Raw genomic sequence first — 14,369 nt, 5'->3', positions numbered from 1 at the left:
TCATGCTTATTCCGCTGCTGGCATTTTGTTGAAGAACGTTACATCCTCAATTGGAAGACGGGTAGTTGGATGTCCTTGCTTGGTTGCTTTTCCAATCGCAATGAGCATCACTGGCACATAGTTTTCGGCAATTCCGAAAGCTTCCACAAACTTTGCTTTATCGTACCCGCCCATTGGAACCGTGTCGTACCCTTTGGCACGGGCAACAAGCATAAGCTGCATGGAGACCAGTCCACCATCCGTATAGACAATTTGGCGAGCTGTTTCAGGCGGCAAGTTTGAGTACATACCGACCGTACGCTCGATGAATGATGCAGCCGTATCTACTGGCATAAAGCCTGCTTCCACTGCATGTCCGTAAATTTTTTCTGCTTTCTTATAGCTCTCCACATCGCCAAGAACAGCAATCACGGCAGAAGCGTCGATTACCTGTTGCTGGTTAAAAGCGATTGGCAAAAGCTTTTCCTGCAACTCCTGCTTATCGATGACTAAAAAACGCCAAGGCTGAAGGTTTGAAGACGAAGGAGCCAATGTTGCAAGCTCTAGTATTTCGGTCATTTCCTCGCGTGAAATCACTGCTGTCGGATCATAGGCACGAACCGAACGACGTTCCCGAATCACATCGATGAACGCTTGCTGTTCGAGCTTTTCAATAGTTTGTAAGTTTGACATCATGATGCCCTCCTAGTAATGATAGTTTCCTATATGGCAAGGGTAATGTCACCCTCTCTTGAGAAATACAATAAGCTGTCATTTTACCACTAAACGAGGTGACTGTCATGCTTCAGCATTACGAGGAAACCAAGGGGACGGTTCGAGACCAGTGGAACCTTGCCCCATCGTACTTGGACTTTCCCACAAAGTTTCTACAATATATCAGCCAGTATTTGGTCGCAGAGTGCCATTGTCTTTACATTATCCCATGCATTTGACGTTGGGATTTCGCCAGCTTTACAACAATCTATAAAATGAGTCAATTCTCCAACGAACCCTCGTAAATAAAGATCTTTAAGGGTTCCAGACATCGGCGTGGCGGAAGGTGTATATACAGTGTCTGACTCAGTAAGAGATTTCCATGGCAAATCAGCGGAAGTTTGTGATTCATGGACGGTAAGCGAAGTTACTTCATCGGCAATAACAAATCCGTGATCAAACGTGACAAGCATTGTTTCACTTTCACGTGACCAGGCAGTCATCCCAGCCAAATATAGGTTGCCAACAACACCATTTTCAAACTTTAACGAAATACTATAGGAAATAGACTCATTGTCACTATTTTTAAAGCCTGTTACTTGGACCACTTCGCCAAATAAGTAGCGTACAAGATCAATAAAATGGATGGCGACTAACTTCATGAATTGTTCTTCATTTTTGCAAAACGGCGTACTGTCCACTGCAAATTTCCCTTGAAACGATCTTACATGTCCTAGTTTACCGTCTGAAATGAACTCTTTTAATTTGGTATAACAAGGAGCATAACGTTTCATAAAGCCAACCATTACGATGACACCGGCTGCTTCTGCTGCATGAGCGATTTCAGCCGCTCCCGCCGCACTCATGCCAAGGGGCTTGTCCACAAAAACATTTTTTCCGGCTTTGATACAATCAAGGACAAGTGAAGGATGATCTTCGGGTTGAGCAACGACAACAATGCCACCACATTCTTCATTTTCTAGCATCTTTTTATAATCATCGTAAGGTGTGCCAGTGCTCCCAAACCGCTGAAGGGCGGCCTTGGAACGATCGATATTTCGTGTTGAAATCGCTTGTATATCTGCTCCCGCTTCAATCGCAGAAGGGTAAATGTTTGTTGATGCATGAACTCCCGCACCGATAAAACAGTGGTTTGCTTTTTTCACTGCTATCACTCCTATGAGTTTATTCTTATATGGTTTATTGCCCCAGAAAAAGTAGAACTCTCCATTCTGAAATGAAACTCTATTGAATACTTCAAAGGTATTCCGCTCATTGTTGTCAATCTAATTTTATCATAAGGTTCCTTTCTAAAGGATTGTTGCTTTCTTGGATTCGCTTATTGAAGGGCAAAATTCGCTCATTGTACACCATACTTCGCAATTTAAGCAGCTTTTGCTATAAAAAATGTTAGTTGGATTTTTTACGGTGATCTTGAACTATTTTCCAATTATATACAGTGAATGTCGTAAGTTTCGAAAAATACGTCATAAGTATCGGGAGGTGGAAATGATTGAAGGCAGATGCTGTTTTTGAAGGTGGCGGGGTCAGGGGAATTGCTTTTATTGGTGCGGTTCAAGCGATGGAAGAGGAAAATGTTCAATGGCAAAGACTGGCTGGAACATCAGCTGGCGCTGTCATCGCAGCACTTCTGGCCAGTGGCTATAAAAGCAATGAAATTAGAGACCGGATGAGCGAGATCAATTTCTTGAAGCTTCGAGGTAAGACAAACCTGAATCGAATCCCCCTTGTAGGCATCCTTTTAGAACTGATGATTCATCTTGGAATGTATAAGAATGATTATTTAGAGACATGGGTGGATTCACTTCTTGCAAAAAAGGGCATTAAGACGTTTGCTGATCTTCCCGATGGAAAGTTGAAGATCATTGCTTCGGATGTGTCGAATGGGCAAATGCTTATTTTTCCAGATGATTTGGAAATCTACGGAATGACTCCTGCCGATGTAAAAGTTTCGACTGCTGTTAAGATGAGTGCCTCACTGCCATTTTTCTTCCGTCCAGTAATCTGGAAATCCAAGGACCAAAAAAAATCCTATATTTTAGATGACGGTTTGCTTAGTAACTACCCCATCTGGATCTTTGATACAGACAATCCCCGTTTTCCAACCTTTGGCTTCCATATTGTGAAAGAGGAAGTGAACATTGGTGCGGTGATTTCCACTCCGCTCCACCTTTTCAAAAATATTTTTAAAACGATGCTTCAAGCCCATGATTTACGGCATATGAACAAAGAAACGTTTGACCGCACGATTCAAATTCCGACTGGCAACATCAATGCCACTGACTTTGTACTAAACAAGGAAGAAACTGATTTTCTCTACCAGTCAGGCTATACTTCAGCAAAAGAATTCCTGTCAACCTGGGATTTTGAACTATATAAAGAAAAACGCAGGCAAAGAGCAAAGAATAAGAGGCATAAGAATGAAGTAAGATGAGCCGTGACTACGGCTCATCTAGTTCTGCTTGCGGCTCTTATCTCTCACACTCACAATGCTGATAGCCTGTATGGGTAGCAAACACTTCAAACCATTGATATTCCGGTGCTTTGAACCACTCGTATTTCGGTAAATATACTAGATAGTGTAAATTACCTTCACTATCAAGGACTGTTTTGTAGAGTTTAACCTTGCCGAAACCGAACGTTTTGTCCAAGTAGCCGTCTAATCCATCTCTACTCATATGATTTTTCTCTTCTTTTTCCACCTTATATAACTCTATTACCCCATCGACAAACATACTTAACAAGACCAACGTAACAGCAATTAAAACAAAAACGAAAATTTGCACCAAATCAAATCCCTCCTAAAATTTTTGAAAAAAGTATGTAACCTGCTAAATCCTGATAATAGCCTCGGCCCCTCCTATTTTGTTAGAATCATTATGATTGTACGTTGGAAAATTAGTCATAGGTGTGATTCAAATAACAGTGTGAGATGCTAAATAAGAACATTTTTTGAAAAGTATGAAAGGAGCAAGTGTATGTCGGATAATAAAATTTTACATATTCAAAAGTTGGGATTTCAGTGGCAAACCGAAGATCCCTTCCTGATGACCGTGCATCATAAAGACGCTTATCCGCAGGGGAATGGCGAGCAGGGCCCCAACGCTTCATTGGAAGGCAGGAATTTGGGAGAGGATTTTACTACAAAAGATGGTTTTCGGATGTATCATGGAAAAACTGTACCAGGATTTCCAGCCCATCCACATAAAGGGTTTGAAACCGTAACGATCGTTCTTGAAGGGTTTGTGGATCATTTTGATTCAACGGGGGCTAATGGGCGATATGGGAATGGAGATGTGCAATGGCTGACAACCGGAAAGGGCTGCCTCCATTCCGAAATGTTCCCGCTTGTCCATATGAATCAAGACAACCCACTCGAACTTTTTCAAATATGGCTGAATCTTGCGGCTAAGGATAAAACAGCCAATCCGGATTACAAGATGCTGTGGGCGGAGGATATTCCTGTCATTGAATTAACAGATGCAGCCGGAAAGAAAACGACCGTAAGGCTGATTACCGGAAAGCTTGAAGGAAAAACAAGTTTAGAACCGGCAGCAGCGTCGTGGGCTCATGACCAACACCATCATGTTGGCATCTATCTTATTCATCTTGAGCCTGAGGCAAAGTTTACCCTCCCGTGTGTGTCTAAAACATTGAACAGAAACGTCTATTTTTATCAAGGGGAAACCATCCATGTTGAGGGGACAGCGGTACAAGCTTCCCACAGTGTCAAGCTGGCAGGGGATCAGGAAATTGAAATCTCTAACGGCAACATGAATGCTTATATTCTCGTTCTTGAAGGTGAGCCGATTGGGGAACCTGTTGCGCAATACGGTCCGTTTGTGATGAACACGGAACAGGAAATCCGCGATGCCTTTAATGATTATCGCCGAACGCAATTTGGCGGCTGGCCATGGGGGCCGTACGACCGTGTCAATGAACGTGAAGCGGGTAGATTTGCCCGTCACGGAGACGGCAGGGTTGAAGAAAGATAAATAATTGTTGGTTTCATAACCAGATATCAAGTTCAGCCGGGGGTAAAACCCCGGCTAATTTCCTATTTCCGAACTTACAACAACAGAAATAATACTTCATTGGAGGAATTAGATTGGTGGAATGCGGAACCGGGGGAACACAGGTGTGAAAATTCATGAGTGCCAAAAATAGTTTTGTTCATGTTTTCTTGCAAATACTTTCAAAAGATGTTAAGCTTAGGAAGAATTATTTTTGTTCGGTGTAAAGGATAGTATAAGATTAACTTTTCGTCTTGATGATCACTGAGTGCAAGGATAGTAACACATGTGTGCAAAGCACACAGCAGGAGGAAACAAAATGGAACAAGGTAAAGTAAAATGGTTTAACGCAGAAAAAGGTTTCGGATTCATCGAGCGTGAAGGCGGAGAAGATGTATTCGTTCATTTCTCAGCAATCCAAGGCGAAGGTTTCAAATCTTTAGATGAAGGCCAAGCAGTTACTTTTGACGTTGAGCAAGGCCAACGTGGAGCTCAAGCAGCTAACGTTCGTAAAGCTTAATAAGTAGAACAAACGAAAACAGGCTCTTTATAGGGTCTGTTTTTTTGTTTTTTCTTTTAAAAAACAAGGAGCCCCACTCACGAATGAGCGGGGCACATGTAAACAAGTAAATCAAATGGTACTCAAAGTGTAACACATAATCCCGAATTCTCCTAATTCGACCATGAGGCACTTTTTTTAATATATTTCCAATCGTTGGGCATACTTTTTTTGACAAGTTAATGATGTCATCCAAGTGGGGGGAAGTTTGTTGAAATGCCCGCAATGTGTTTATTCAAATCCGGATGGGGTAAAGTTCTGCATCAGCTGCGGCGAAACGTTTGTGAAGAATCACTCGCAAGTGGATGAAAACAGCTTTTTTTATGAGTTTGCCCATTACGTTGATATGGTTCCCCGATTTGAACGATCGATTGAACCAAAGTTTCAAAACGTATTTTCCCGTGTTTTTCGGAATCATAGTGAATTGGAAGCGGAGCGGTTATTTATCGTAGGAACAGCTCTTACGACGCCTAAAATTTCAGAAGTGAAGGATACATGGCCCAAGCCTTGGCTTTTTGCGAGGGTGTTCATCATTGCGCTTCTAGCCTTTGCTGGATTTTACATAGGTGTCGACTATTTTAAGAATGTGAACTTTATCCCGGGACTGATCATGGTGGGGGCATCTGCGGTTCCGTTGACAACGTTAATCTTCTTCTGGGAGATGAACGCGCCGCAAAATATCGCTTTTTATCGTGTTATTTTTGTCGGGTTCATCGGAGGTATTCTTTCGATGCTGGTCGCACTCGTGTTTTTCGATATTTTGAAAAATAATATCAATCCGATTACGATTGGAATCGCCGAGGAGTTGGCTAAAGCAATAACGGTGATAAGTTTTGTCCGCTACCGAAAATACAGGTTTATTCTTAATGGATTGCTAATAGGCGCGGCTGTTGGCGCAGGTTTTGCCGCATTTGAAACCGCCGGATATGCCCTAAGGTCGCTCATGTCCGGGGATGCCCAAAATCTATATAACACAATTCTTTGGCGCGGTCTACTAGCTCCCGGCGGGCATGTCGCATGGGCCGCTCTGACAGGTGCAGCCTTTTGCAGGGTACAAGGCACCCATCCATTTCAGTTGAATATGTTGGTTAAAATTAAGTTTTTACGGGTCTTTCTCTTAGTCGTGCTGATGCATGCTCTATGGGATACGCCAATAACCGGTATGTTTCCCTTTGGACAAATCTTCTTGACGGCCGCTTCATGGATCGTTGTCTTCCTGCTGATTCGTGCCGGTCTTAAAGAAATTGGTCAAAAGAAGTTGAGTCATGTGGATGGGACCGATGGCTTTTCGTAGAAGGAAGCGTCGGGTGTTTATATAGGGTTCAGTTCTGTTGTTTATGCAGCGGGACTGAACCTTATTTATGTGGATTAAACCACGGGGAGCGGCTCTACTATTTTTTGGACCGCGAAAAGTGAGGAAAAAAGCCATGAGAATACTTTTAAAAACCTTGACATAAATCAAGGAAAGGAATGGCTGGACGCCATATGATGAAGATAGCTAAACAGAGAGGGGCTTGGGTTTAAAAATCTGTTTGACTAGATTTAGAATAAAGGAGATTACATACCATGAGGATCGTTGGATTATTTTTATTAACAGGTGCATTAACATTAGGTCTGGCAGCCTGCGGAGGAACAGATGAGGCAACGACCGCTCCAAAGGACAAGACTGTTGAAACATCCACTACGGCAGATGGAAATGAGTTCACCATCACTGCGAATAATTGGGAGTTTTCCTCAGATAAAGAGTTGGTTGTAAAAAAGGGAACGAAAGTCAAAATAAATTTGGTCAACAAGGAAGGCATGCATACCATTAATAATAAAGAATTAGGTATTGACCTGACCGCAAATGCCCCTTCTGAATTTACAGCTGAAAAGACGGGGGAATACGAATTAAAATGTTCTACAGTATGTGGTGCTGCGGAAGACCACGAAGCAATGAAAATAACATTAAAAGTAATCGACTAAGTTAGTTGAGCTATAAGTTAGAGAAGCATTGGAGCAAAATTCCAATGCTTTTTTATCACATATTGGAATAATCAAGTGAAATCAATTTGCCCCTTCACAAGGTGGAGGGGCTTATAGATGGGCAGAATGGAAAATGGTGAGAATTGGCTCGCTTCTTATTTTGCTAGGAATCTTCTTTTGTCTTTTCAGCGTTGCCGAAGTTGATACTTTTGCTTGACATCAAGCATCCGTCACCATTGTTGAAATTGCCGCCGGTTATGGAACTATTGGCGGTATGGCTGTTTTGAAGCGTACCACCAAAATTTATGTTTGAATTATTTGTAAGGGAATTGACTACAAAGTTATTGATATTGATCGAGCATGCCATTTCAATCACCGTCCTTACTCCATTCTATAATGAAGAAAGGCTTGTGTTTGTCCAAGTGCCTAGTATTAGCGGAAATACTTGGCCATGGTCGATCATGGGTGTGAAGGTTAGGACGTTTCTTTTAATAAGGCAACGTGAATGAAAAGCCACGTGAACCGACCACGTGGCTTCCAGAAGACTACCTAGTCGGCAATTTGTTTAATTATTTTAGCTGGATTACCGCCGACTACAACGTTATCCGGTATATCTTTCGTAACTACTGAACCAGATGCAATAACAACGTTGTTCCCTACTGTTACTCCCGGATTTATTACCGCACTCCCGCCAATCCATACGTTATTACCGAAAGTGATTGCTTTTGCATATTCAATACCTGAATTGCGTTCATTTGGATTGAGCGGATGTGTGGCTGTATAGATTTGTACACTAGGACCCAGCATACAATTATCTCCAAATCGGACTTCACAAACATCTAAAATCGTGCAGTCGAAGTTTGCATAAAAGTTTTCTCCTACATGCGTGTTATAGCCATAATCAAACCTTATATTTGGTTCCATATAGATGTTATCTCCAGTCGAACCGAGTATTTCCTTTAATAACTTTGTCCGTTTTTCACCTTCCGTTTCTACCGTTTGGTTATAGATTCTAACCTTGCCTCGTACTTCGTTCCGTTCCTTTACTAATACGGGGTCAGCGGGGTTGTACATTTCTCCGGCTATCATTTTCTCTTTTTCCGTTTGCATTTTAAGACCTGCTTTCAAAAAATCGATTTATTTTACACTGTTGCATGGATTGGTATAAAGGGGCTGTCCATCCTTATATTTATTTAAGCAATTTTTACAAATACAATGTTTTCTTTGACTTTCCACTGGCACTAATTCGAAAATGCCATTAGGAAATTCCTCCATATCACACCAGCAGTTACCGTGTTCCCCAATACCTGACATACAATTGTTTTCTTCACCACATATAGGGCAATATTTATTCGCCAATTCCAATCCTCCCTAATTCCTCATAATGTATAAATGTAAATTTCCAGCTCATAGAAAGCTTTACGACTTCTTTATCATAAACTAGGCTGTTGTAAAAATATAGGTAATTTCTCAGTAATATAGTGAATTGAATACCAGGAGGACGGTTCTCCAGGCACTTTCCAATGCAAAAGAACCAAAAAACTATGAGAACCATCCCTGTGTTCTATCTATGGTTCTATTCTAGGCGACGGATGCGTAAGATACTATAACAATTCCTAATGGGCAGTTGGGAATGGGAACGAGATTAGTAGAGTACCTTTTGGAGAAAATCTTCTTTAGGTCATACTGGTACGGATATCATGATGTCATCAAATAATCCACTCATAAAGGGTGGATTAGGTATGGCCCGTTCATTTATTTAACAGCAACAAATTTTTGGGGGGGTGGAAGCTTTCTAGTGATTTTAGGTATAAGGCATAAAAAAAAGTTATAGGAAAAGGGTGGAAGGAAAAGAAGGCAGTTATTCATTACCCTTGGAACTAATTGCTAGGGTGGATAAGAAGCAACTTAAATTAGAAAGGGGTTTTCTTTTGAAAAGAAATCTTTTAAGCAAAAAAAGTATATTTATCCTCTTTATCGTTTTTGCACTTGCATTAGTAGGTTTTTCTTCAAGTACACTTCCAAAACATCTTGATCCACTTTCGCCCGACACTGTTTATTTCAATGGAAAGGTAATTACCATGGACAACGATGCTACGATCGCTGAAGCGGTAGCGGTCAAGGACGGTAAGATCATTTCCGTTGGTTCGAATCAAGAGATCAGCAAGCTAAAGGGTAGCAAGACTAAGGTTGTCGATTTAAAAAAGAAGGTGTTATTGCCGGGATTCTATGACGCCCACAGTCATTTTCCGAGCTCTGGAATGGAAGGGACTGTTCAAGTGAACTTAAATAGTCCGCCGGTGGGACCGATTAAAACGATTGATGATTTGATCATTGCCTTGAAAGATCGAGGAATGGAAACTCATGAAGGGGAGTGGATACGCGGGCGAGGGTACGATCAGACCCTTTTGGCGGAAGGACGCCACCCGACACGTGAAGACCTGGATAAAGTATCAACGGAACTTCCCATCTATATCGGACATACTTCAGGGCATCTAGCAGTAGCAAATAGTGTTGCGCTTAATTTAGCGGGAATTACGAAAGACACGCCTAACCCTCCTGGTGGTGTCATTGTAAGAGATCCTAAGACCGGGGAACCAAATGGGGTATTAGAGGAATCTGCTATGGGTCTTGTCAGCAAATATATTCCTGTTGTTTCAGAAGAAGAAAATCTTGCCGCGTTTAAAAAGGCTGTACAGGATTACATCTCAAAAGGTATAACAACCTCGATTATAGCAGGTGCAGGTAAACAGAATCTGATTGAATTACAAAATTACCAGAAACAAGGATTGTTGCCGTTAAGGATTACAGCGATGGGCTCTGGGTGGGGAGGAGTTATTTCTCCTGGTGAATTAGGTGGTTTTGTAACAGGTTTCGGGAGTGATATGTTGAAGCTTGGTGCTGTGAAGATGTCTCATGATGGATCCATCCAAGGGTACACCGGTTATTTAAGTAAACCGTACCATGTTCCGCCGGGAGATGATCCAAATTATCGTGGATATCCAGCTCAAAGTCGTGAGGAATTAACGAAGCGTGTCGTGGAATTGCATAAGGCTGGGTACCAAATTGCGATTCACGGTAACGGAGACGCAGCGATTGATGATATTCTTTACGCTTACCGGACAGCCCAGGAGCAGTATCCGCGTAAAGATGCCCGTCATCGGATTGAACATTCTCAAATGGCTAGATTAGATCAATTGGATGAAATGAAGAAACTGGGTGTTACACCATCCTACTTCGTTTCACATACATTCTTTTGGGGTGATCAACACCGCGATATTTTCATGGGACCTGAACGAGCGTCTATGATGAGCCCGCTTAAATCGACCATTGATCGTGGGATTAAATTCAGCATTCACCTTGATACACACATCACCCCTATGGACCCGCTGCAGGCAGTATGGTCTGCCGTTAACCGAATTTCAAGAAGCGGTAAGGTGATTGGGCCGGAGCAGAGGATCACACAGTTACAGGCACTTCGAGCAGTAACAAGTGATGCAGCATAGCAAAACTTTGAGGAAAATGTGAAAGGTTCAATAGAAGAAGGGAAATTTGCAGACTTCGTTGTTCTTCAAGAAGACCCGTTAGCCATTGACCCTGTAAAAATTAAAGACATCAAAGTACTTAAAACAATCGTAAATGATAAGGTTGTATATTCCCAATAAGGCATGGGATGCCTGTCACGCCCTAAGATTTGTAGAATTTTAGAATATGTGGTTATTTGGAGTAGTTATGGGAATTAAATAAATCGAAAAGCTAGTGGAAAGGCAGGTGGTTATAGAACCACCTGCCTTTCCTTTTTTATGCTAATTATCTAATTCAATAGTGGTTGATTTCTGCTTCCTAGGTCTGTGGTCGTAGTTAATATTACATCAACTGCCCGATGGTGATGTTGAAATGGAAAACTTATAATAAATAGGTAGTATTATCCAATAAGCAAGATTGCGAAGATAACAGGGGAATGGAAGAAAAGGTTACATATAAACGGAGGGGAAGAGTGTAATGAAATCGTGGATCAAACTTTCACTAAAGAATGCAGGGGTTATTTTTATTGCTATGTTAATGGTGGTGGCCGGGGGGATCTATTCAGTCAAGACGATGAAAATGGAATCGATGCCTAATGTCGACATCCCGTATATTGTCGTCCAGGTTCCTTATATTGGAGCTACTCCTGACCAAGGACTAGAGGATATTGGCAAACCATTAGAAGCCACTTTGTCGGGAATCAAGAAACTAGATAATTTATATGTTGAAGCACACAGTAATGTCGTCGTTGGCATTCTTGAATTTGACATGAGCAAGGATATGGATGAAGCGGAAAAGGATGTGACAACGGCTGTCGCTTCCATGAAGCTGCCTGCAGGGGCAGAAAAACCGGAAATTCTTAAGGACGGTCCTTCTGCGATGCCCGTATTTTCGTTTGCCCTTTCGTCTGAAACAGCCAATCAATCGGATCTGACTCAGTTTATCAATGAGCGGATCAAGCCGGCATTGACAGGAATCGATGGAGCCGGAAACATTGATATTTCTGGCGAGACTGAAAAGGAAGTGGCCATCAAACTCGATCCTGAAAAAATGAAGCAGCGTGGAATTACGTATGAAGCTGTTAAGCAAACTTTCTTAGCTCACAACTTTTCATTCCCGGCGGGGCAGGTAAATGTGGAAGATAAAACCTTCAATGTGCAAGCCGATTTCAAGCTGGGGACCGTTGAGGATGTGAAAAAGATTCAAATCTTGGCTCAAGGACCTGCCGGAATCGAACAGGTGAGCTTGACGGATATCGCTGCCATTTCCTATAGCAACAAAAAAGAAACGGTTTATACAAGACTGAATGAAAAGCCGGCCGTTCTGGTCGAAATGTTAGCGCAGCCAGGCTCTAATACAGTGGAAGTGGTGGAGCAGGCAAAGGAAAAACTGGATGCATTAGATCTTCCGGCCGGATACAAATTAACGAAATTATATGATACATCAAAAGAAGTGAAAACATCTGTTGATGGGATGCTGCGTGAAGTACTGCTTGGCACATTGTTTGCCGTGATCGTCACGTTCTTATTCCTTCGTAATATAAGAGCAACGATTGTCGCCGTTCTTTCCATCCCTTTATCGATCTTAGCCTCGATGATTACATTGAAATATTTTGGCTATAGCTTAAACATGATGACCCTTGCTGGTATTGCGGTCGCCGTCGGACGGGTCATTGATGATTCGATTGTTGTGATTGAAAATGTCTACCGCCGCACCTTAGCAAGCCCTACACGTGATGAGAGACTGGTGCTTACGGCCGCCAAGGAAGTAGGAGGGGCGATTACCTCTTCCACACTAACAACCATTGCCGTCTTCGGACCGCTCTCTTTTGTTCCTGGGATTATTGGCCGCTTTTTTGCACCGTTTGGCATCACGGTCATCGTGGCACTTGCGTTTTCATTAATCGTAGCGTTAACCGTTGTGCCGCTATTGGCCAAATTATTTTTACTGCAAATCAAACACCAAGAGGTGAAAGAAACATTTTTTGAAAAAGCGTATAGACATGTATTGTCATGGGTTTTAACTAAACGGGCGGTCACGATTGTGTTAGCGGTTATCCTGTTTGCCGGTTCACTGGCATTAATTCCAAGGATTCCGCAGAACTTTTTACCGCAGGAAAAAGCTGTTTCCTACCGTTTAACAGGTGATTTACCAGCAGGAACTTCTTTAGAAAAAGCAAACGAGATGGCGATTAAAGTAGAAGATATTTTGAAAAATGAAAAGGATATCCAGCATACGCAAACGATTGTGAATGGGGAACATATCCGTTTTTCAATCGATTTAAAGGATGGCGTCACGAAAGAGCAAACAAGTGATTTTGAAAAAAGTGTTCGAGCAAAAATAGAAAAATTGGACGATACCATGCAGGTAGCCCTTTCTCCTGTTGGGATTGTCGGAACATCTGGTTTAGCGTTAATGGTCGAAGGCGGGAATGCTAAAGATTTAGAGACCGCTGGAAAAATGATCACCGATAAAATTAAAGACATTGATGGTTTAGAAAATGTTGAATCCAACCTCTCTGGGGTGAAGGAACAGCTCCAATTAAAAATCGATGAACAGCAGGCGGCGGAAAAAGGGCTAAGTCCGATTATGATTGCGGGCTTTGTGAGAGAGCTCCTGACCGGTGATCATGTTGCTGAGATGCAAGTAGAAGGAAAAACAACGAGTGTCAATTTGTCATTGAATAGCCCTTCCGTGAACACAATCAATGATATTATGAGTCAACAAATGACCAATCCGATGGGGCAGGAAGTAACCCTTTCAGAAGTGGCAACGCTGACGAAAACGCCGAGTCCTTCCGCGTTGTATCGTTTAAATCAGCAGCCCTATGTACAGATTTCAGGGAGAATCACGACCGATAATTCTTCCGGCGTGCAGGCAGAGGTCGATAAACGACTGAAAACGTTAGATTTACCGAAAGGGATCACCTATCATTCGGAAGGTCAAGCGCAAGCGATGAATGAAGGGTTTACCAATATGATGCTGGCGATGGCAGTTGCGGTTGTCCTTGTGTTCATTGTGATGCTGATTGCCTTTGGGAACATGTTAATGCCAGTCGCCATCCTATCTTCGCTGCCTTTCTTATTTTCCGGTGGCTTACTCGGATTATATCTGACAAATCAAGCCCTTGGGATGCCGGCTTTAGTCGGGTTTCTGATGTTAATCGGTATTGTTGTCACGAATGCAATCGTCTTGATGGAGCGAGTGAAGCAGAACGAGAAGAAGGGCATGGCGGTCGGTGCCGCGTTACTTGAAGCTGGAAAAACCCGTCTTCGCCCGATTCTTATGACGGCTCTCGCAACCATCGGCGCCTTATTACCATTAGCCCTCTCAAGTGAAGGCGGGTTAATTTCACGATCGTTAGCCATTGTTGTCATTTCAGGGTTACTGACATCCACGCTCCTAACCTTGGTGATCGTCCCAACAACCTATCACGTATTGCAATCGGTAAAAAGGCGATTGACGAAGAAGACTGCTAATAAGGTAACGGAAAAAGAGTCTGCTTGAGCGGGAGTGATGTTGGTGTCACCCCCACATAAAAAGTCCGAAAAGGATCGAAAAAAAACAGCGTATAACCCCTGGCCTGGCTATGG

12 protein-coding genes and 1 pseudogene are annotated in these 14,369 nt (G+C 42.4%); 7 read left to right on the top strand and 6 right to left on the bottom strand.

The features are described 5' to 3' along the window. Window positions 1-6: 6 nt before the first annotated feature. Window positions 7-672 carry a nitroreductase family protein gene (locus FAY30_RS22825; RefSeq protein ID WP_149872025.1) on the bottom strand — a complete coding sequence of 222 codons (666 nt, stop codon included), beginning with the start codon at window positions 670-672 and terminating at the stop codon, window positions 7-9. A gap of 194 nt (window positions 673-866) precedes the next feature. Next, window positions 867-1,859, bottom strand: a complete 993-nt coding sequence (locus tag FAY30_RS22820) for a Gfo/Idh/MocA family protein (RefSeq protein WP_149872024.1) — start codon at window positions 1,857-1,859, stop codon at window positions 867-869. A 347-nt stretch (window positions 1,860-2,206) separates the two neighbouring features. Here FAY30_RS22820 and FAY30_RS22815 point away from each other — a divergent pair, with 347 nt between their 5' ends. Next, on the top strand, window positions 2,207-3,148 hold the full coding sequence (locus FAY30_RS22815) for a patatin-like phospholipase family protein (RefSeq protein ID WP_149872023.1): 942 nt from the start codon (window positions 2,207-2,209) through the stop codon (window positions 3,146-3,148). Window positions 3,149-3,185: 37 nt separating this feature from the next. On the opposite strand, the gene FAY30_RS22810 is transcribed toward FAY30_RS22815, so the two are convergent. After that, on the bottom strand, window positions 3,186-3,503 hold the full coding sequence (locus FAY30_RS22810; RefSeq protein WP_149872022.1) for a hypothetical protein: 318 nt from the start codon (window positions 3,501-3,503) through the stop codon (window positions 3,186-3,188). Window positions 3,504-3,692: 189 nt separating this feature from the next. Here FAY30_RS22810 and FAY30_RS22805 point away from each other — a divergent pair, with 189 nt between their 5' ends. The 4 genes from FAY30_RS22805 (at window position 3,693) to FAY30_RS22790 (ending at window position 7,251) form a co-directional block, all read left to right on the top strand. Then, window positions 3,693-4,709, top strand: a complete 1,017-nt coding sequence (locus FAY30_RS22805; protein ID WP_149872021.1) for a pirin family protein — start codon at window positions 3,693-3,695, stop codon at window positions 4,707-4,709. Window positions 4,710-5,046: 337 nt separating this feature from the next. Then, on the top strand, window positions 5,047-5,247 hold the full coding sequence (locus tag FAY30_RS22800; RefSeq protein ID WP_027322891.1) for a cold-shock protein: 201 nt from the start codon (window positions 5,047-5,049) through the stop codon (window positions 5,245-5,247). 250 nt (window positions 5,248-5,497) lie between these two features. Further along, complete coding sequence (locus FAY30_RS22795; RefSeq protein WP_149872020.1) at window positions 5,498-6,580, top strand: PrsW family intramembrane metalloprotease; 1,083 nt, start codon at window positions 5,498-5,500, stop codon at window positions 6,578-6,580. Between the two features lie 272 nt (window positions 6,581-6,852). Further along, window positions 6,853-7,251, top strand: coding sequence for a cytochrome c oxidase subunit II (locus FAY30_RS22790; RefSeq protein ID WP_149872019.1), 399 nt, complete (start codon window positions 6,853-6,855; stop codon window positions 7,249-7,251). A 163-nt stretch (window positions 7,252-7,414) separates the two neighbouring features. Here the strand turns inward: FAY30_RS22790 and FAY30_RS22785 are convergent, their stop codons facing one another. The 3 genes from FAY30_RS22785 to FAY30_RS22775 form a co-directional block, all read right to left on the bottom strand. Then, complete coding sequence (locus tag FAY30_RS22785; RefSeq protein ID WP_223821026.1) at window positions 7,415-7,618, bottom strand: spore germination protein; 204 nt, start codon at window positions 7,616-7,618, stop codon at window positions 7,415-7,417. Between the two features lie 182 nt (window positions 7,619-7,800). Beyond that, window positions 7,801-8,361, bottom strand: coding sequence for a sugar O-acetyltransferase (locus tag FAY30_RS22780; protein WP_149872017.1), 561 nt, complete (start codon window positions 8,359-8,361; stop codon window positions 7,801-7,803). Between the two features lie 27 nt (window positions 8,362-8,388). Beyond that, complete coding sequence (locus FAY30_RS22775; protein ID WP_149872016.1) at window positions 8,389-8,610, bottom strand: cysteine-rich CWC family protein; 222 nt, start codon at window positions 8,608-8,610, stop codon at window positions 8,389-8,391. Window positions 8,611-9,332: 722 nt separating this feature from the next. Between FAY30_RS22775 and FAY30_RS22770 the strand changes: the two are divergent. Both FAY30_RS22770 and FAY30_RS22760 read left to right on the top strand, forming a co-directional pair. Further along, a pseudogene (locus FAY30_RS22770) lies at window positions 9,333-10,916 on the top strand (amidohydrolase). Window positions 10,917-11,253: 337 nt separating this feature from the next. Further along, window positions 11,254-14,283 (top strand): efflux RND transporter permease subunit, encoded by a 3,030-nt coding sequence (locus FAY30_RS22760; RefSeq protein WP_149872013.1) that lies wholly within the window; start codon window positions 11,254-11,256, stop codon window positions 14,281-14,283. The last annotated feature ends 86 nt before the right edge of the window (window positions 14,284-14,369 follow it).

It is taken from the genome of Bacillus sp. S3 (assembly GCF_005154805.1).
Taxonomy (GTDB): Bacteria; Bacillota; Bacilli; order Bacillales; family Cytobacillaceae; genus Neobacillus.
The sequence above is the reverse complement of the archived record's forward strand: the minus strand, read 5'-3'. Positions and strand labels throughout refer to the sequence as shown.